A 19,097-nucleotide genomic window follows, 5' to 3' on the forward strand; every position below is an offset into this window, starting at 1 on the left:
AGGAGAATCAACCACCAAAAAGAGGACAAGGGAATGAGTGACATAGTGATACGCCATGCCGAACCGCGCGATGCTGAACCTTTACGTATGCTGATGGCGCACCCGGAGGTCTATCATGACACGCTACAGATCCCTTACCCCGCCATGGAAGCCTGGCAGGAGAAGCTACAGCCCAAACCCCATACCTTCCACCTGGTAGCGACGCTGGACGATCGGGTTACCGGGCATCTGTCGCTCCATGTCGAGCCGCGCCCTCGTCGCAGCCACGTTGCGACCTTTGGTATGGCGGTTTCAGCAGGCCATCAGGGCCGCGGTATCGGCAGCGCCCTGATGCGCGAGATGATCGACCTGTGCGATAACTGGCTGCGCGTTGACCGCATCGAGCTGACGGTATTCGCCGATAACGAGCCAGCGATTGCGGTGTACAAAAAACACGGATTTGAGATCGAAGGCACCGGCAAGCGTTACGCGCTGCGCAACGGTGAGTATGTGGATGCGTATTATATGGCGAGAATGAAGTAGCTTATTGCCGGGTGGCGGCTTCGCCTTACCCGGCCTACTTTCGTGCCGTGGTTGGCCCGGTAAGCGCAACAGCGCCACCGGGCAACATATCAATACCCCGCCGTTAAATCATCCGGCGAACGCGGATCGGAGGCACCATACAGCATCCCGTCCGGCCCCACCATAATGCTCTGGGTACTGCCCATCGCCTCTTTCAGCGCCACTTTCTGCCCCTTCGCCTCCAGCAGCTTCAGGGTATCCGGGCTAAAGCCTTTCTCTACCCGCAGCTCATCCGGCAGCCATTGATGGTGAAAACGCGGGGCGTTGGTGGCTTCTGCGACGTTCATCCCGAAATCGATGGTATTGACCACCATCTGCAGTACGGTGGTGATGATCCGGCTGCCCCCGGGACTGCCCGTCACCAGCCAGGTTTTGCCGTCTTTCACCACAATGGTCGGCGACATCGACGACAGCGGGCGTTTTTTTGGCTCCACCGCATTGGCGTCGCCGCCCACCAGGCCATAGACGTTAGGCACGCCGGGCTTCGCCGAGAAATCATCCATCTGGTTATTCAGCAGAATGCCGGAGTCGCCGGCCACAATGCCGGTACCGAAGGTGGTATTCAGCGTATAGGTCACCGCCACCGCATTGCCCTCTTTATCCACCACCGAGAAATGGGTGGTCTGGTTGCTTTCATAGGGCGCCAGTTTGCCCGGGCGGATCTGGCTGGAAGGCTTCGCCTTATTGACGTCGATCTCAGCGGCGATCGCTTTGGCGTAGGCTTTGCTGGTCAGCGCCTGCCACGGCACTTTGACGAAGTCAGGGTCGCCGAGATATTCAGAGCGGTCGGCATAGGCGTGTTTCTCCGCCTCCGCCATCACCTGCATGGTGTCGGCGCTGCCAAAGCCATATTTCTGCAGATCGAAGTTTTCGAGGATATTGAGGATTTGCACGATGTGGATCCCGCCGGAAGACGGCGGCGGCATGGAATAAACCTCATACCCGCGATATTCGCCGCTAATCGGCGTGCGCTCCACCGCTTTATAGTTAACGAGGTCAGCTTTGGTGATAAGCCCGCCGTGCTTTTTCATCTCCTCAGCAATCTGGTCGGCGATAGCGCCTTTATAGAAGGCATCCGGACCGTGCTCGGCAATCAGCTCGAGGCTTTTCCCCAGATTCTTCTGTACCAGCCGGTCGCCCTTCTTTAGCGGCTCGCCGTTCTTCCAGAAGATCGCTTTGCTGTTTTCGTGCTGCGGGATCACTTCGCTGCCGTAGGTCTTCAGATCGTCCGCCAACGCATCGTTAACGATAAAGCCCTCTTCCGCCAGCTTAATCGCCGGGCGGATCACTTTGTTCAGCGGCATGGTGCCGTATTTCTCCAGGGCAAGAGAGAAACCGGCGACGCTGCCTGGCGTGCCGGAGGCGAGATGCGAGGTGAGCGATTTTTTACTGTCCGGGTTACCCTGATCGTCAAGGAACATGTCGCGCGTAGCCTGCTCCGGCGCCATTTCGCGGAAATCGATCGCCGTAGTCTTGCCGTCTTTCGTCCGCAGCAGCATAAAACCGCCGCCGCCGATATTCCCCGCCTGCGGATGAGTGACCGCCAGCGCGTAGCCAACCGCCACCGCCGCATCGACGGCGTTGCCGCCCTGGCGCAGAATATCCACCCCGACGCGGGTGGCAAGCGCATCCACCGAGGCCACCATCCCCTGTCGGGCGCGAACCGGGTGGAACACATCCTCCTCTACGCCATAAGAGACCGGCGGCGGTGGCGGACTGGCGGCTACGGTAAAACTCCCGCCCGCCAGCAACGCAGCGATGACCACCTGACGCCAGATTGTTGTTTTTATCATTGTCTTACTCCTGATAGGTAGGTTTCATTCCCCGCTTAAGCCTGGTTGATAACTCCTAAAAAATCATTGTTATGGCGGATTCGAGGTACACTTAAGTGATCCCACGCACGGGAGGAGAAAACCATGAAAGCGATGTTATTTCTGGCGGCGCTGATGCCGCTCGGCGTTTTAGCCCAGCCAATCAATATTGATAACAACCCCAATCAGCCGGGTTACGTGGTCCCCAGCCAGCAGCGCATGCAAAATGAGATGAAGGTGCAGCAACAGCAGCAGCAGAGCATGCTGAAGCAGAATCTGAACAATCAGACTCGCTCCCAGCAGCAGCATCTGCAAAACCAGCTGCAGACCAATCAGCAGCGTGCCGCACAGGGCGGGAATATCAATCCGCCGCAGCAGGTACTGCCGAACAATAATGGAGGGATGCTGCGGCAGACCAACCCGTAAAGGCCAGCCGCCGCGCAGTGGATATTAAGGCTGGAAATCCGGCCCGATGACGTCAATGGCATCGGTGCAGATGCAGTCTACGCCCCAGCGCAGCAGCTCGGCGGCGCGCTGGGGTTTGTTAACGGTATACACCAGGATATGCAGGCCGGCCTGTTTCAGGCTTGCCACCCGCCCGGCGTCCAGCAGCTTGTGGTTGAGGTGAATGGACACGCAGCCCAGCCGGGTGGTCAACTCCCGCCAGTCATCGCGCCACTCATCCAGCAGCAGCCCGCGCGGCAGCTCGGGAGCGGCTTCCTGCGCCGCCTCCAGGGCATCGATTTCAAACGACGACAGCAGCGGCGCGGTCATTCCCGCCCACAGCTCCCGTGCCGCCAGGGCCACCACGTTGCCGGTCTGCGGCCCAAGGCCAGTGGTCGGTTTAATTTCGATATTCGCCATCATGCCGTGACGGCGGCAGCGCTCCGCCACCTGGGAGAGCAGCGGCAGCGGCTCGCCCTTAAATTCACGGCTGAACCAGCTGCCGGCATCGACCTTCAGCAGATCGTCCCATGGCAGCTCCCCCGCCACGCCCCAGCCGTTGCTGGTGCGTTCGAGATTATCGTCATGCAGCAGAAAGATCTGCCCGTCCTTTGACAGCTTGGCGTCAAATTCAATCATCGTGTGCCCGTAGCGGGCGCCAACATCGATAGCCGCCAGGGTGTTCTCCGGCGCCAGTTTACCGCCGCCGCGATGGGCGACGATACGGGGATAAGGCCAGTTACTCATGCGCGTTGTCCTGTTTCACCATCAAAGAGGTGCAGATGTTCCAAAGGCAGATGCAGCCATAGCGTGCTGCCTGCCGCCGGACGCTGCTGGTGCGGCAGTCTGACCACCAGCTTCTGTTCGCCCCAGCGCCCGTGGGCGAGGTTATCGGCACCTAAAATTTCCAGGGTGTCCATCAGCAGCGGAATGCCGCCTTGCGCCTGCGAGCTTAAGATAAAATGCTCCGGGCGGATACCGAGCGTCATTTTACGCCCGGCGTGGCGCCGATGCTCATGATTCGTCGGCAGCTGCATGCCGCCCGCCAGCTCAAAGCGACCGCCGTCATCGCTGATGCGCCCTTCCAGCAGGTTCATGGCCGGGCTGCCGATAAAGCTCGCCACAAAGCGGCTGGCCGGTTTCTCATATACGTCGACCGGGGTGCCGATCTGCTCGGCAACGCCTTTGTTCATCACCATCACCCGCTGGGCGAGGGTCATCGCCTCCACCTGGTCATGGGTAACGTACAGCGAGGTGGTTTTCAGGCGGCGATGCAGCTGCTGCAGCTCAAGACGCATCTGCACGCGCAGCTTGGCGTCGAGGTTTGACAACGGTTCGTCGAAGAGGAATACCGCCGGGTCGCGCACGATGGCGCGGCCCATCGCCACGCGCTGGCGCTGGCCGCCGGAGAGCTCGCGCGGGCGGCGCTTGAGCAGGCCGTCCAGCTCAAGAATACGCGCCGCCTCCTGCACCCGTTCGGCGATCAATCCCTTACCTATGCCGCGGATCTTCAGCCCCCACGCCATGTTCTCTTCCACGCTCATATGCGGATAAAGGGCATAGTTCTGGAACACCATGGCGATACCGCGATCCTTCGGCTCCATCTCGGTCACCCGCTTGCGGTCGATCCAGATATCGCCGCTGGTCACCCGCTCCAGTCCGGCGACCATCCGCAGCAGCGTAGATTTCCCGCAGCCCGACGGGCCGACCATAACGATAAATTCCCCGTCCGCCACGTCCAGCGTCAGCGGTTGAATCACCTGGGTTTTGCCATCCCAGCTTTTGCTTACTGCCTGTAGTTTTAAACCAGCCATTTTATTTCTCACTATCGACCAGGCCACGCACAAACGCGCGCTGCATGGCTAAAACGATGACAACCGGCGGGATCAGGGTCAGCAGCATCGCCGCCATCACCTGATTCCACTGGGTAGTACCTTCGCCGGTGGCGATCATGCCTTTGATGCCGGCGACGGCGGTGCCAAGATTCACATCCTGAATAATCAGCAACGGCCACAGATACTGGTTCCAGCCGTAGATAAAGGTGATGACGAACAGCGCCGCGAGGTTGGTTTTCGACAGCGGCAGCACGATGTCGCGAAAAAAGCGCATCGGCGAAGCGCCATCGATACGCGCCGCTTCAATCAGCTCGTCCGGCAGGGTCATAAAGAACTGGCGGAACAGGAAGGTGGCGGTGGCCGAGGCCATTAGCGGCAGCGTAAGCCCGGCATAGCTGTCGAGCATGTTGAGATTGGCGATCACTTCCACCGTCGGGAAAATACGCACCTCGACCGGCAGCATGAGGGTGATAAAGATCAGCCAGAAGAACAGGTTACGCAGCGGAAAGCGGAACCAGACGATGGCGAACGCCGAAAGCATCGACACCACGATTTTGCCCACCGTAATGGCGAACGCCATGATGAAGCTGTTGAGCATCATCAGCCAGAACGGCGCGCTGTTGACGCCGACGCCGTTCACCCAGATGGTCTTCATGTTCTCCAGCAGATGTCCGCCGGGGATCAGCGTCATCGGCGTTTCGAACACCGATTGGTTATCCAGCGTCGCCGCCACGAAGGCAACATATAGCGGGAATAAAATGACGGCGATGCCCAAAATCAGCATGGTGTGGCTGAAAATCGTCAGCCCGCGACGGTTCTCAATCATTGATAACGCACCTTACTTTCAACGTAACGGAACTGCACCACCGTCAGGATAATGACGAGGAACATCAGCACCACCGACTGCGCGGCGGAAGCGGAAAGATCGAGCCCGGCGAAACCTTCGCGATAAATTTTGTAAATCAGGGTGGTGGTCGCCTGCACCGGGCCGCCGGCGGTGGCGGCATCGATCACCGGGAAGGTGTCGAAGAAGGCGTAAACCAGGTTGACCACCAGCAGGAAGAAACTCACCGGCGCAATCAGCGGCAGCGCCAGCTTGAAGAAGCGGCGAATCGGCCCGGCGCCGTCGATGGCGGCGGCCTCAACCAGCGAACGCGGGATCGACTGCAGCGCGGCGAAGAAAAACAGGAAGTTGTAGCTTATCTGCTTCCATACCGAGGCAAAGACCACCAGGAACATCGCCTGGCCGCTGTTCTGCGCGTGGTTCCAGTCGTAGCCCAGCTCGCCAAGGAAGTGAGTGATCAGCCCGCGCCCGGGGTTAAAGAGGAAGATCCACAGCACCGCCGCGACGGCGGGGGCCACGGCGTACGGCAGCAGCATCAGCGTTTGATAAAAGCGGCTGCCGCGCACCACATAGTCGACCAGCGCGGCAAAAAACAGCGAAATGAGCAGGCCGCTGACGGTCACCAGAGTGCTGAATTTTATAGTCGTCCAGAACGAGTCCAGGTAGTACGGATCGTGGAACAGCGCAACGAAGTTATCCAGGCCGACGAACTGGCTGGAAAGGCCAAAGGGATCGACGCTCTGTAGCGAATACCACAGCGCTTCGCCCGCGGGCCAGATAAAGAAAATCAGCGTGATAATCAGCTGCGGCGCGACCAGCACGTAGGGCAGCCAGCGCGAGCGGAATACCGGACGGGATGATGACATGTAGATTGGGTTCCTGAACAATGCCGGGTGGCGGCTACGCCTTACCCGGCCTACATAGGGCACATCGTAGGCCCGGTAAGCGCAGCGCCACCGGGCAAGTTACAGATTACGATTTGGTCGCTTGTTCGAAGCGGCGCAGCAGCTGATTCCCACGCTGAACGGCGGAATCCAGCGCCTGTTGCGGGGTTTTCTTGCCGGTCCACACGCTCTCCAGCTCTTCATCGACGATGGTGCGGATTTGCGGCATGTTGCCCAGGCGCAGGCCTTTGGTGAACGGCAACGGCGGCTTGTTCAGCATCTGGCGGGTGGCGATATCGGCGCCCGGGTTCTTATCATAGAAGCCCTGCTGACGGGTCAGATCGTAGGCCGCGGTGGTGATCGGCAGATAGCCGGTTTTCTGGTGCCACTCGGCGGCGTTTTCCGGTTTGGTCAGGAAGTCGAGGAACTTCGCCACGCCGGTGTAGGTCTCTTTGTCTTTGCCCTGCATCACCCACAGGCTGGCCCCGCCAATGATAGCGTTCTGCGGCGCGCCTTTCACATCGGCATCGTAAGGCATCATGCCGACGCCGTAGTTAAATTTGGCGTACTGGCGGATATCGGCCAGCGAGCCGGACGAGGCAGTGGTAATGGCACAATCGCCGTTATAGAACTTTTCAGTGGACTCGTCTTTACGCCCGAAGTAGCTGAAATCGCCCTTCTTGTTCATCTCTTCGAGCAGCGCGATATGCTTCACCTGCTCCGGCTTATTGAACTCAAGAACCGCGTCGGTGCCGTCAAAGCCATTATTTTTCGTCGCCACCGGCAGACCATGCCAGGCGCTGAAGTTCTCGATCTGGATCCAGCCCTGCCAGCCGCTGGCGTAGCCGCACTTCATCCCGGCAGCTTTCAGCTTCGCGGTGTAGGCCGCCAGATCCTGCCAGGTCTTCGGCGGCTGCTCTGGATCTAAACCGGCTTTTTTGAAGGCGTCTTTATTGTAGTACAGCACCGGGGTGGAGCTGTTAAACGGCTGGGAGAGCAGATGGCCGGTTTTCGAATCGGTGTAATACCCGGCGACCGTCGGCACAAACTGCGATTCATCAAACTTGATGCCCGCCTCGCTAAACACCTGGTAGACCGGCTTAATGGCTTTCGACGCCATCATGGTGGCGGTGCCCACTTCATACACCTGCAGGATCGCCGGCGCGTTGCCGGTACGGAAGGCGGCGATACCGGCGCTCAGGCTCTGTTCATAGTTGCCCTTGTATACCGGAACGATTTTGTAATCAGGATTGGCCGCGTTAAAGCGTTGCGCCAGAGAATCCACTTCTTTACCCAGTTCGCCTTCCATTGAGTGCCAGAACGGGATGGTGGTAACCGCCAGGGCCTGACCGGCAAAAGCCAGGCTCAGCGCCAGTCCTAAAGCTGTATGTCGTAACGATATCATCGGTTATCTCTCTTGTTGTGCCGGATGCGCGATTTCACGCGTTTTATGCTCGCGGGGTAACATGACATGTTCGAATTACAGAAAAATAACTTTTTTATTACAAAAAAAAGATAGTAACGGGTCAGAGAGATGACAAGCCGATGAAAGGACGGGGGAAGTAAAGTGGGAGCTGAGACACGGATAATAGTTGTGCGATCGGCTCCCGGGGTCGGCGCAAGCGCCTCGCCCGGGCTACAACGGCTTGGGTAGCCCGGCCAAGCGAAGCGCCGCCGGGTTGCTACGAGTTAACCGTCATCCGCGCAAGCGCGCGACAATCTGTTCCAGGGTAAGTTGCCCCGCTGCAGCCTCGACGGTCATGCCGACGAAGTCTGGATTCGCCGGCAATATAATTCCATTTCGCTTTAAAAAAAGCAGGGTGATAAACAGTGCCGTACGCTTATTACCATCATTAAATATATGACCGCGAGAAATCGCCAGCAGGTGCATCGCAGCGAGTCGCCACACGTCTGTCACACCTTCATATTCAATTTTGTTTAGCACCCTATACATTATCGCTTCGGCACGCCCCGGGTCGGGCATACCGGCAACGCCAGGCGTGACGCGGAGCAGCCTGTCATGAAACTGTATTATCTCTTCCGCTGAGATAATCTGCAGCGTCATTTATCCGCAAGCTCCCTGATCTCAACACCATGAACCGCCATGATAGCCGCGAACTCATCATCCATTCTGGCCGCCTGGTAGCGTTCAAACTCTTCTGCACTAATGATGACTGCAGATTTATGCCCACGACGGGTAATGGTCACAGGTACACCTGTCACTGCGCTTTCCAGCACATCGGCCAGATTTTGCCGGGCTTCGCTATAGTTAACCGTTCTCATAAAAACCTCCAAAGCTGTACTCTTTTATTGTACAACAGACATGTACAAAAAAAGAGCCAACAGGCTCTTTTAAATGTATTCGTGCGATCGGCTCCCGGGGTCGGCGCAAGCGCCTCGCCCGGGCTACAAACCGGCGAAGTGAACGACGCCGGGTTGCGATGAATTAACCGCCGAGATAGGCGCTGCGCACCGCCTCGTTGGCCAGCAGCGCGTCGCCGGTATCCTCCAGCACCACGTGACCGTTCTCCAGCACGTAGCCGCGGTCGGCCAGCTTCAGCGCCTGGTTGGCGTTCTGCTCGACGAGGAAGATAGTCATCCCCTGCTCGCGCAGTTGCTCAATGGTATCGAAGATCTGCTGAATAATGATCGGCGCCAGCCCTAATGACGGTTCATCCAGCAGCAGCAGACGCGGCTGGCTCATCAGAGCGCGACCGATCGCCAGCATCTGCTGTTCGCCGCCGGACATGGTGCCGGCGCGCTGGATACGGCGCTCGTGCAGACGCGGAAACAGCTCATACACCCATTTGATGCGGGTCTGGAACTGATCGCGGTCGGCAAAGAAACCGCCCATCGCCAGGTTCTCTTCCACCGTCATACGCGAAAAGACGCGCCGCCCTTCCGGGACGATCGCCACCGCCTCACGCATGATCTTCGCCGTCTGCCAGTCGGTAATATCCTTACCGTCAAAGACAATGCGCCCGCTGGAGGCGCGCGGATCGCCGCACAGCGTGCCGAGCAGGGTGGTTTTCCCCGCGCCGTTGGCGCCGATAAGCGTCACAATCTCGCCCTGTTTGATATGCAGGCTGACGTTGTGCAGCGCCTGAATCTTGCCGTAGTGGGCGCTGACGTTGTCAAAAGTTAACATCGCGTTTTCCATCTTATGCCTCACCAAGGTATGCGCGGATCACGTCCGGGTTATTACGAATCTCTTCCGGCGTCCCGTTGGCCAGCGGTGTCCCCTGGTTCACGACGTAGATGCGATCGGAAATGCCCATCACCAGCTTCATATCGTGTTCGATAAGCAGGATGGTGGTGTTGTGATGGTTACGCAGCTCGGCGATAAGCTCGTCCAGCTCTTTGGTCTCTTTCGGGTTCAGCCCCGCCGCGGGTTCATCGAGCATCAGAATTTCCGGCTGGGTCACCATGCAGCGGGCAATCTCCAGCCGGCGCTGGTCGCCATAGGCCAGGTTGCTGGCCTGGCGGTTAGCGTGCTCCAGCAGGCCGATACGCTCCAGCCAGGTAGCCGCGCGGTCCAGCGCTTCGCTCTGCGCCCGACGGAAGGCCGGCGTTTTCAGCAGACCGGAGAAGAGTCCGGTTTTCAGCTGCTGATGTTGCGCCACCAGCAGGTTTTCAATCACCGTCATTTCGCGGAACAGGCGCACGTGCTGGAAGGTCCGCACCACGCCCATCCGGGCAATCTGCTGGCCCGGCAGCCCTTCCAGATGCTGGTCGCGCAGCATAATGGTGCCGCCGGTGGGTTTATAAAAACCGGTCAGGCAGTTAAAGACAGTGGTCTTCCCGGCGCCGTTGGGGCCGATCAGCGAGACAATCTCGCGTTCTCTGAGCTCCAGCGACACATTGTTGACGGCCAGCAGACCGCCGAAACGCATCATCAGGCCGCTGACGGATAATAATGGCTGACTCATGCCTGCTCTCCTTTCGCCTGACCGTTTTTCAGCTTCAACTGCACGCGCGTCATCGGCAACAGCCCCTGCGGACGCCAAATCATCATCAGCACCATCAGGCCGCCGAGCATTAACATGCTGTATTCGTTGAAGTCACGCATCAGCTCGCGCGAGACCACCAGCAGAATAGCCGCGAGGATCACCGCGAACTGCGAGCCCATCCCGCCCAGCACAACGATCGCCAGTACGAAGGCCGACTCAGCGAAGGTGAAGGACTCCGGGCTGACAAAGCCCTGGCGCGCAGCGAACAGCGTCCCGGCGAAGCCAGCAAACGCGGCGCTGATGGTAAAGGCGGTCAGCTTGATGCGCGTCGGGCTCAGGCCCAGCGAACGACAGGCGATCTCATCTTCACGCAGCGCTTCCCACGCCCGCCCCAGCGGCATTCGCAGCAGGCGGTTGATGACGAACAGGCTGAGCACGACCAGCAGCAGCGCCACCAGGTAGAGGAAAATCACCCGATCGGAGGGATCGTATTTGACGCCGAAGAAATTGCTGAAGGTATCCCAGCCGCCTTCGCGGGCGGTACGGCTAAATTCAAGGCCGAAGAAAGTCGGTTTCGGGATCTGGCTGATGCCGTTCGGCCCGCCGGTGATCTCGGTATTGTTGAGCAGCAGAATACGCACAATTTCACCGAAGCCTAAGGTCACAATCGCCAGATAGTCGCCGCGCAGACGCAGCACCGGGAAGCCCAGCAGGAAGCCGGCCGCCGCGGAGACCAGGCCAGCCAGCGGCAGACAGGTCCAGAAGCCGAGACCGTAATAGTGGTTCAGCAGCGCGAAGGTATAGGCGCCGATGGCGTAGAACCCGCCGTAGCCCAGCACCAGCAGGCCGGAAAGGCCGACCACCACGTTCAGCCCGAGGCCGAGGATGATATAGATCATCGTCAGGGTGGCGATATCCACCGTACCGCGCGACACCATAAACGGCCAGGCCACGGCGATCACCAGCAGAGCAATCAGGAACAGCTTCTGTTTCACCGTTGAGCCGTCAATCGCCGGCATAATAAACTTCGGCCCGGAGACGTTCTTGACCGCTTTCTGAAACAGCGGCCGCAGCAGCTGGAAGAAAAAGACCACCGCAGTGCCGATAAAGATCCACTGCCAGCGAATATCGGCGGCGGTATCGACCACCAGTTTGGTGCCGTCCAGCTCCAGCTGCACGCCCATAAAGACGCCCGCCAGAATGAAGAACATCACGGCAGACAGCAGCGCCATTGCAATTTGCATCGGTTTCATACTTTTTCCACCTCCGGGCGGCCCAGAATGCCGGTCGGCATCACTAACAGCACCAGAATCAGCAGCGCGAAGGAAACGACGTCCTTATATTCGGTGCTGAGATAGGCAGAAGAGAGCGCCTCGGCAATACCCAGGATCAGGCCGCCGATCATCGCGCCCGGAATACTGCCGATACCGCCGAGCACGGCGGCGGTGAAGGCCTTCATCCCGGCCATAAAGCCGATGTAGGGGTTAATCACGCCGTAGAACTGGCCGAGCAGCACGCCGGCCACTGCCGCCATCGCTGCGCCGATGACAAAAGTCAGGGCGATGACGCGGTCGGTGTTAATCCCGAGCAGGCTGGCCATTTTCAGGTCTTCCGCACAGGCACGGCAGGCGCGCCCCATCCGCGAGTAGCGAATAAACAGCGTCAGGGCCAGCATGGCAATAAAGGTCACCACCCAGATCACCAGTTGCATGGTGGTGATTGTCGCGGAGAAGCTGTCGCTGTGGCCGACGATCCACTGGCCGTTAAACAGGCTCGGCAGCGCCACGTCGCGGGAGCCCTGGGTCAGGCTGACGTAGTTCTGCAGGAAGATAGACATCCCGATAGCGGAGATCAGCGCAATCAGACGCTTAGAGTTACGCACCGGCCGATAGGCCACGCGCTCAATGCTCCAGCCGTAGGCGCTGGCAATCACAATGGCGCCCACGAAACCGGCGGCGACCAGCAGCCAGCTGGTGTCGATGCCCATCATCATCAGCGCGGCGATGATCATGAAGGAAACATAGCTGCCAATCATGTAGACCTCGCCGTGGGCGAAGTTGATCATGCCGATAATGCCGTACACCATCGTATAGCCGATGGCGATCAGCGCGTAGGTACTGCCCAGCGTGACGCCGTTAAACATCTGCTGCAGAAAATAGAGAAACTGCTCGGACATAAGGTAACCTTTTTCAAACCGCCCGCGGCTCGCGGGCGGAGGGATAACTCGTCTTCAGCGCTTATTTCGCCGCGCTCGAAGAGCCGTCGGCGTGCCACTGGAAGACACCAAACTCAAATCCCTTCAGATCGCCTTTTTCATCCCAGGTCAGCGGCCCAATCACGGTTTTCGCCCCGTGCGCTTTCAAATCTTTGATTAAATCCAGCGGCTGCTGGCTGCCGGTTCTGTCCATCGCCTGCGCCAGCGACTGAACGGCGGCATAGGTGATCCAGACGTACGGCCCGCTCGGATCTTTCTTCTCCGCTTTCAGCGCGTTGACGATGGCGCTGTTAGCAGGGTCCTGATCGTAGCGTTTTGGCATCGTCACCAGCATCCCTTCCGCCGCGGCGCCCGCGATATTGGACAGCGAGGCGTTGCCGACCCCTTCCGGCCCCATAAACACGGTTTTCAGCCCGACGGAGCGCGCCTGGCGCAGCATCTGGCCCATTTCCGGGTAGTAGCCGCCGTAGTAGACGAAGTCGATGTTCTCTTTCTTCAGGCGCGCCAGCAGGGCGGAGAAATCTTTTTCCCCCGCGGTGATGCCGTCAAAAAAGACGATGTTGGCGCCGGCTTTTTTCAGGTTGTCCTGCACCGAACGCGCCAGCCCTTCGCCGTACTGCTGCTTGTCATGAATGATGGCGATACGCTGCGGTTTCACTTTCTCGACGATATATTTCGCCGCGGTCGGCCCCTGCGAGGAGTCGAGGCCGGCGGTACGCATGATGTACTGATAGCCGCGCTGGGTCAGCTCCGGGTTGGTCGCTCCCGGGGAGATCATCAGGATGCCTTCATCCTCATAGATATCGGAAGCCGGCTGGGTGGAAGAGGAGCACAGGTGGCCGATAACGTACTGAATACCGTCGTTGACGATTTTGTTGGCTACCGCGACCGCTTGCTTCGGATCGCAGGCGTCGTCGTATTCGACGGCCACCAGCTTGTCGCCCTTAATGCCGCCGCTGGCGTTGATGTCTTTAATCGCCTGACGCGCGCCATTGAACTCCATGTCGCCCCACTGGGCCACTGGGCCCGACATCGCGCCGACCACGGCGACCTTAATATCCTTGGCCATCGCCGCGTGCGACATCGCTAATGCGACAATGCCCGCGACGATGGTTTTCGCGTTCCTTTTCATGCTGCAGAACCCCGTTCGTGATGTGGTGTAAATGTTTTGTATTTTTATGGTTAAAAAGCATTCTGTGCTTTTATTAAACAACGCCATTTTTACCATTGAGTTTAATGGTTTAGCGCAGCTTTTCACTAAAAAACAGATTAAAATCTCTATTTTTCAGTCGATTAAGCAAAGATAATATTCTGTATTTTGCTGAAGATAAACAAAAAAAAGTCCATGCGGCAGCATAAAATAACGATACATAAGGCGGAATAAAACGCTGCACATTAGGTTAAAATTCTGCTTATTTTTCGATCCATGACGGATTGCGCTACCCCAACAACGCCAGGAAAACGAATCCCCTGATGTATGCGCAAAAAACAGCGCTCCGCCAGACAGCAATTTTGGGTACACTGGCGCCTCTGTTTTGCACTGGACTTGCCGCCCATGAAACTGACCATTATCCGTTTACAGCACTTCAGCGATCAGGATCGCATTGATCTGGGAAAAATCTGGCCGTCGCAGGATCTGTCGACGCTGACCCTTGATGAAAACCATCGTCTCTACGCCGCCCGCTTTAACGAGCGCCTGCTGGGCGCCGTGCGCGTTACCCTGCGCGGCGTTGAAGGTGAGCTCAGCGATCTGTGCGTGCGTGAAGTGACCCGCCGCCGCGGCGTCGGGCAATATTTAGTGGAAGAGACGTTGCGTGATAACCCGGCCATCAAAAGCTGGCGCGTCGCCGACCAAGGGGTGGAGGACCGCGGCGTGATGGCGGCCTTTATGCAGGCGCTCGGCTTTAGCGCCCAGCAGACCGGTTGGGAAAAGCATTAAGAAAAGCGTTCGTCAGGTAACACAGCGCTTGTTTGTTGCCTCCCGGCAACGGAATAAAGCCCAGCCGCGGGTGAACGGCTGGGCTTGTTTATTTCATACTGCGACGATAATGCCATGGTGCCCCGAACGTGAAACTGCGGATTGTCCTGTCAGATATCCGCCAGGACAAAGGCTCGCGTGATATTTCAGAATTTAATCTGCAAGCACAGTTTCTCCTGGCGTTTCACGTGCGGTAAGATTCGCTGACGCGTAAAATTGCGCAGAAAGTATTCAGCGCAACGCGATCATCAGCAGTCAACATGGAATAAACATATGGAAATGTATATCGGGCTGGCTATTGTCGCCGTGATCCTTATCTGGGCGATCTTCACCTATAACCGTTTTATCTCTCTACGCCGTTTCAAAGATGAAGCCTGGAGTGGCATTGCCGTCCAGCTCAAGCGCCGTCACGATCTGGCGCCCAATCTGTTCAGTCTGGTCAAACGCTATGCGCAGCACGAAAAAGAGCTGCTGGAAGAGATCGGCCGCCAGCGCAGCGTCCTGATCGGCAATCCCCGACAGGTGGCCGACAGCGAGCAGCAATATGCCGGAACGTTGAGTCGTATCTTCGCCCTGGCGGAAGCCTATCCGGAACTCAAAGCCAGCGAAAATTTCCTCTCGCTGCAGCAATCCCTTGGCGAAATAGAAGAACAGCTGCAAATGGCCCGCCGTTACTTCAACGCCACGGTCCGTGAGTTTAATATTCTGGTGGAGTCTTTCCCCAGCCTGCTGCTGGCCCGCCTGTTTAGCTTCAGGGCGGAACTGTTCTTTGAACTGGAGTCCCCTGAAGAAGCCAAATTGCCGCGGATGGAGTGACCTATGTCCACCTGGTCCATGCGGATACTGCGCAGTATTGGCCTGTTGCTGCTGCTGTTGAGCATCTCTGGCTTAGCCGTCAGCGACGATAACGCTATCACCGAGGCGTCGCCACTCCCGGCCAATGTCCGCCGGGTTCCCGCGTATGAACATATTCTCTTTTTCGATTCCCTGGCGCGTTTTCAGCCAAACGGCAGCATGGAGATGCGGGAAAATATCACCGTGCTGTCCCTCGGAAAGGAGATTCGTCGAGGCATTTTCCGCACGCTACCTCTCTCCTGGCACCGGCAGGACGGCAAAATTTTTAGCGTTGATTACGTCATCAAATCGGTCTCACGCAATGGACTCCCTGAACCCTACAGCCTCGATCGCACGACAAAAGCGCTGACCGTGCGCATTGGCAGCGCCGATCGCACCCTGAAGCCAGGTATTTATAACTATGAAATTCGCTATCAGGTTAGCAACCATTTCAGCCGCTTCCATGACTGGGATGAGCTGTACTGGAACGTGACGGGCAACGACTGGAGCTGGCCAATCGGGAAAGCCCGTTTCCAGCTTGTACTGCCTGACGCCGCCGGGCAGCTGAATGCGGATGGCAGAGATGCAAGGTTGCGCACCATTGATGTTTACACTGGTCGTCAGGGGGCGAAAGACCACCATGCGATCATCCTGCCTGATGGCAGCATACAAACTTCCCGCCCCCTTGCCACCGGCGAAGGGCTAACCGTGGTCTATACCTGGCCTCGAGATATTCTGGCAGGCGCCGCCGCGCCCGAAGCGGTCTGGCCGTTGGTCCATTTACTGGTGCCGACGCTGGCCACCAGTATTATCTGGCTTCCCCTGCTACTGCTTGTTGGCTACTACTGGCTGTGGTGGCGCAAAAACGTCATCGCGGCGGGGTTAAAAATGCCGCCGGTGACGCCGCTATTTTCGCTGCCCGCCGCGATGTCGCCAGGCTATCTGCGCTTTATTACGCAACGTAAGTATGATGATGTGGCATTCAGTAGCGATTTGCTGGGACTGGTTGCCAAACGAGCAATCAGATTAACGAGTAAAAAAAGCCAAACCAAAGGCGCGTGGTCTTCATCCCCTGTTGATGAGCAGTGGCTTTCCCGTCAGCCAGACGAAAAACATAAGCCGCTGAACCCCAATGAAAAGCAGTTGATGAGCCTGCTTTTCAGCGCTAAACGTAAGAACATCAATCTCAGTACGCCGCATCAAACGTTGATGCAAAACGCGCGCAGATGGCTGGAAAAATGTTGTGAAGAGCAGAAATCGCAGCTGTGCCGGACATGGGGTAAACCGCTGCGTCATTGTATTTATATTGCTCTGCTGATCCCGATCGTTTGCGGCATCGGATTTAGCCCGGCGGCGGCGGCGCTCACCGTTCCCTGTCTGCTGTTTGTATCGGTCGGCGGGGTGATGACGTATTTGTGCCTGAGGTTTTTACGCAATCCGATGAAAACCCTGCGTAGTTTGGGACCAGTGATGATCCTGATGGCGCTGGTATTTAGCCCTTTCGCCACCGTGGCGGGCGGTGTTTTCCTGCTTGGCATGCTACCCCTCACCCAACTTCCTGCCGGCTATCCTGGCGCCTTGTTAACCGCCATCGCACTGTGCGCGTTCGTCGCCTGGAAAACACCTCGCTATACGCAGAAGGGGTTAAACGATCTGGCCGTCGCCAAGGGCTTGAAGCTGTATATTAAAACCGCCGAAGAGAAGCGTTATCAGACACTTTATCCACCTGACCAGATGGTCGCTCACTTTGAAAGCCTGCTGCCGGTCGCTCTGGCGCTCGGCGTAGGAAAGACCCTGGCGAACACTTTTTCCCGATATTTAAGCAGCACCGGCGCGATGTCGGAAGTGTTAGCGCAGGCAGACTGGCAGGATATGCATCATTTCTACCAGAGCTGTCATTCCGCCGCCGGCGAGAAGCCGGTGCAGCGTTCAGAGGGTGACTCGTCAGGGTCGGGCTATAGCGGTTCCGGCTCTTCCGGTGGCGGATCGTCAGGCGGCGGTTCCGGTGGTGGTGGCGGCGGTGGCTGGTAAGAGAAGGCCGGATAGCATTTATCCGGCCAACACATCTGGGGCGTGAAAGGCGCCCCACCCATTTAACCCAGCATTTCGCGTGGCAAAAAGGCGTCAAGACCCGACATCCCCGGGAGCTTACATCAGTAAGTGACCGGGGTTGAGGGCCGCAGACAACGCATTTGCAGCGTGAAAGGCGCCCCGCCCATTTAACCCAGCATTTCGCGTGGCAAAAAGGCGTCAAGACCCGAAATCCCCGGGAGCTTACATCAGTAAGTGACCAGGGTTGAGGGTCGCAGACAATGCATTTGCAGCGTGAAAGGCGCCCCCGCCCATTTAACCCAGCATTTCGCGTGGCAAAAAGGCGTCAACACCCGAAATCCCCGGGAGCTTACATCAGTAAGTGACCGGGGTTGAGGGTCGCAGACAACGCATTTGCAGCATGAAAGGCGCCGGTTAAATTATTTGGCGTCGGTCGCCGTACCATTCGCATGCCAGGTAAAGACACCGAACTCAAAGCCTTTCAGGTCGCCTTTCTGATCCCACGACAGCGGGCCCATCACGGTGTCTACTGTCGCGCCTTTCAGGTATTTAGCGATTTCCGCCGGATCGTCAGACTGATTCAGGCCTGCCTGCAGCGACTGCAGCGCCGCGTAGGTGGTCCACACGAAGGCGCCGCTCGGATCCTGTTTCTTCGCCTTGATCGCATCCACGATCGGTTTGTTCGCCGGCACCTGGTCGTAGTTCTTCGGCTTGGTTACCAGCAGGCCTTCCGCCGACTCGCCGGCGATGTTAGACAGGGAGACGTTCGCTACGCCTTCCGGGCCCATAAACTGGGTTTTCAGACCGGCGGCGCGCGCCTGACGCAGGATCTGGCCCATTTCCGGGTGATAGCCGCCGTAGTAGACGAAATCGATATTCTCTTTCTTCAGGCGCGCTACCAGCGTGGAGAAATCTTTCTCACCGGCGGTGATCCCGTCGAAGAAGACCACGTTCGCCCCGCCTTTTTTCAGGCCATCCTGCACCGCACGGGCCAAACCTTCGCCATACTGCTGTTTGTCATGCACCACTGCGATACGCTGCGGCTTCACTTTGTCGAGAATGTATTTCGCCGCGGTTGGTCCCTGGTCGGAGTCCAGTCCGGTGGTGCGCAGGATCAGCTTATAGCCGCGCGCGGTCAGCTCCGGCGCGGTTGCTGCCGGGGTGATCATCAGAATGCCTTCGTCTTCATAGATATCAGACGCCGGCTGAGTGGAAGAGGAGCACAGGTGGCCGATAACGTATTTGATCCCGTCGTTGACCACTTTGTTGGCGACCGCTACCGCCTGTTTCGGGTCGCAAGCGTCATCATATTTTACGATCTGCAGCTTATTGCCCTTAATGCCGCCCTTAGCATTGATATCCGCTACCGCCTGCTCGGCGCCGGTAAATTCCTGATCGCCGTACTGGGCCACCGGGCCGGACATCGCCCCGACTACCGCGATTTTGATATCTTCCGCCAGCGCCGCGCTGCTCATAACCAAGGCAATACATCCTGCCAGTAACGCTTTACCCTTCATATTCATCCTGAGGCTCCCCATTATTATGGTTTTTGCATTTGTTGTGATGTTGTTTGTTAGCGCATTATTTTGTTTATATCGATAGGAAAAGCATATGATAGCTAATCTACCGGGGGCTGCTCGCGCTTTTGCAGCACACTATGCTAAACATACCGTCATTCTGAGGAATTTG

Annotated in this window: 19 protein-coding genes; 5 read left to right on the forward strand and 14 right to left on the reverse strand. The window is 57.7% G+C overall.

Translation table 11 applies throughout. From position 1 onward, the window contains the following. The first annotated feature begins 45 nt into the window (after positions 1 to 45). On the forward strand, positions 46 to 522 hold the full coding sequence (gene yhhY / locus MKS11_RS20820; protein WP_072140523.1) for an N-acetyltransferase: 477 nt from the start codon (positions 46 to 48) through the stop codon (positions 520 to 522). Positions 523 to 611: 89 nt separating this feature from the next. On the opposite strand, the gene ggt is transcribed toward yhhY, so the two are convergent. Continuing rightward, entirely contained in the window at positions 612 to 2,354 is a 1,743-nt protein-coding gene (ggt, locus tag MKS11_RS20825) for a gamma-glutamyltransferase (RefSeq protein WP_087771808.1), read from the reverse strand. A gap of 123 nt (positions 2,355 to 2,477) precedes the next feature. Here ggt and MKS11_RS20830 point away from each other — a divergent pair, with 123 nt between their 5' ends. Beyond that, positions 2,478 to 2,798, forward strand: a complete 321-nt coding sequence (locus MKS11_RS20830) for a DUF2756 family protein (RefSeq protein WP_004202118.1) — start codon at positions 2,478 to 2,480, stop codon at positions 2,796 to 2,798. A 24-nt stretch (positions 2,799 to 2,822) separates the two neighbouring features. Here the strand turns inward: MKS11_RS20830 and ugpQ are convergent, their stop codons facing one another. The 12 genes from ugpQ to livK form a co-directional block, all read right to left on the reverse strand. After that, the gene (ugpQ, locus tag MKS11_RS20835) at positions 2,823 to 3,563 is read right to left on the reverse strand and encodes a glycerophosphodiester phosphodiesterase (RefSeq protein ID WP_004202117.1); all 741 of its coding nucleotides are present in this window, start codon (positions 3,561 to 3,563) and stop codon (positions 2,823 to 2,825) included. Next, positions 3,560 to 4,630 carry a sn-glycerol-3-phosphate import ATP-binding protein UgpC gene (locus MKS11_RS20840; protein ID WP_284109681.1) on the reverse strand — a complete coding sequence of 357 codons (1,071 nt, stop codon included), beginning with the start codon at positions 4,628 to 4,630 and terminating at the stop codon, positions 3,560 to 3,562. The genes ugpQ and MKS11_RS20840 overlap by 4 nt, the downstream gene beginning before the upstream one ends. A 1-nt stretch (position 4,631) precedes the next feature. Next, on the reverse strand, positions 4,632 to 5,477 hold the full coding sequence (gene ugpE, locus MKS11_RS20845) for a sn-glycerol-3-phosphate ABC transporter permease UgpE (protein ID WP_004202115.1): 846 nt from the start codon (positions 5,475 to 5,477) through the stop codon (positions 4,632 to 4,634). Then, positions 5,474 to 6,361 carry a sn-glycerol-3-phosphate ABC transporter permease UgpA gene (gene ugpA, locus MKS11_RS20850; RefSeq protein WP_004202113.1) on the reverse strand — a complete coding sequence of 296 codons (888 nt, stop codon included), beginning with the start codon at positions 6,359 to 6,361 and terminating at the stop codon, positions 5,474 to 5,476. Before ugpA ends, ugpE begins: the two co-directional genes overlap by 4 nt. Positions 6,362 to 6,467: 106 nt before the next feature. Next, positions 6,468 to 7,784, reverse strand: a complete 1,317-nt coding sequence (gene ugpB / locus MKS11_RS20855) for a sn-glycerol-3-phosphate ABC transporter substrate-binding protein UgpB (RefSeq protein WP_004174008.1) — start codon at positions 7,782 to 7,784, stop codon at positions 6,468 to 6,470. A 291-nt stretch (positions 7,785 to 8,075) separates the two neighbouring features. Beyond that, on the reverse strand, positions 8,076 to 8,444 hold the full coding sequence (locus MKS11_RS20860) for a type II toxin-antitoxin system death-on-curing family toxin (protein WP_002920800.1): 369 nt from the start codon (positions 8,442 to 8,444) through the stop codon (positions 8,076 to 8,078). Next, entirely contained in the window at positions 8,441 to 8,662 is a 222-nt protein-coding gene (locus MKS11_RS20865; RefSeq protein WP_048295677.1) for a type II toxin-antitoxin system Phd/YefM family antitoxin, read from the reverse strand. The genes MKS11_RS20860 and MKS11_RS20865 overlap by 4 nt, the downstream gene beginning before the upstream one ends. Positions 8,663 to 8,825: 163 nt before the next feature. Then, positions 8,826 to 9,539: a high-affinity branched-chain amino acid ABC transporter ATP-binding protein LivF gene (gene livF, locus MKS11_RS20870; protein WP_004145133.1), complete on the reverse strand. Its 714-nt coding sequence runs from the start codon at positions 9,537 to 9,539 to the stop codon at positions 8,826 to 8,828. Position 9,540: 1 nt separating this feature from the next. Continuing rightward, entirely contained in the window at positions 9,541 to 10,308 is a 768-nt protein-coding gene (gene livG, locus MKS11_RS20875) for a high-affinity branched-chain amino acid ABC transporter ATP-binding protein LivG (RefSeq protein WP_008806972.1), read from the reverse strand. Beyond that, the gene (livM, locus tag MKS11_RS20880; RefSeq protein ID WP_008806971.1) at positions 10,305 to 11,582 is read right to left on the reverse strand and encodes a branched chain amino acid ABC transporter permease LivM; all 1,278 of its coding nucleotides are present in this window, start codon (positions 11,580 to 11,582) and stop codon (positions 10,305 to 10,307) included. Before livM ends, livG begins: the two co-directional genes overlap by 4 nt. Further along, positions 11,579 to 12,505 (reverse strand): high-affinity branched-chain amino acid ABC transporter permease LivH, encoded by a 927-nt coding sequence (gene livH, locus MKS11_RS20885; RefSeq protein WP_012540389.1) that lies wholly within the window; start codon positions 12,503 to 12,505, stop codon positions 11,579 to 11,581. The genes livM and livH overlap by 4 nt, the downstream gene beginning before the upstream one ends. A 61-nt stretch (positions 12,506 to 12,566) precedes the next feature. Further along, entirely contained in the window at positions 12,567 to 13,676 is a 1,110-nt protein-coding gene (gene livK / locus MKS11_RS20890) for a high-affinity branched-chain amino acid ABC transporter substrate-binding protein LivK (RefSeq protein WP_002920808.1), read from the reverse strand. Between the two features lie 423 nt (positions 13,677 to 14,099). Here livK and panM point away from each other — a divergent pair, with 423 nt between their 5' ends. The 3 genes from panM to MKS11_RS20905 all read left to right on the forward strand — a co-directional run bounded on the left by panM (position 14,100) and on the right by MKS11_RS20905 (position 17,387). Continuing rightward, on the forward strand, positions 14,100 to 14,483 hold the full coding sequence (panM, locus tag MKS11_RS20895; RefSeq protein WP_048295678.1) for an aspartate 1-decarboxylase autocleavage activator PanM: 384 nt from the start codon (positions 14,100 to 14,102) through the stop codon (positions 14,481 to 14,483). A gap of 312 nt (positions 14,484 to 14,795) precedes the next feature. Continuing rightward, positions 14,796 to 15,338, forward strand: coding sequence for a LemA family protein (locus tag MKS11_RS20900; RefSeq protein ID WP_043522571.1), 543 nt, complete (start codon positions 14,796 to 14,798; stop codon positions 15,336 to 15,338). Positions 15,339 to 15,341: 3 nt separating this feature from the next. Beyond that, positions 15,342 to 17,387: a DUF2207 domain-containing protein gene (locus tag MKS11_RS20905; RefSeq protein ID WP_043522569.1), complete on the forward strand. Its 2,046-nt coding sequence runs from the start codon at positions 15,342 to 15,344 to the stop codon at positions 17,385 to 17,387. 440 nt (positions 17,388 to 17,827) lie between these two features. Here MKS11_RS20905 and livJ read toward each other — a convergent pair whose 3' ends face one another. After that, the gene (gene livJ / locus MKS11_RS20910; RefSeq protein WP_002920812.1) at positions 17,828 to 18,931 is read right to left on the reverse strand and encodes a branched chain amino acid ABC transporter substrate-binding protein LivJ; all 1,104 of its coding nucleotides are present in this window, start codon (positions 18,929 to 18,931) and stop codon (positions 17,828 to 17,830) included. Positions 18,932 to 19,097 lie beyond the last annotated feature (166 nt).

Origin of the sequence: Klebsiella sp. K5-45 (genome assembly GCF_030128605.1) — a bacterium.
Lineage (GTDB): Bacteria > Pseudomonadota > Gammaproteobacteria > Enterobacterales > Enterobacteriaceae > Klebsiella > Klebsiella quasipneumoniae.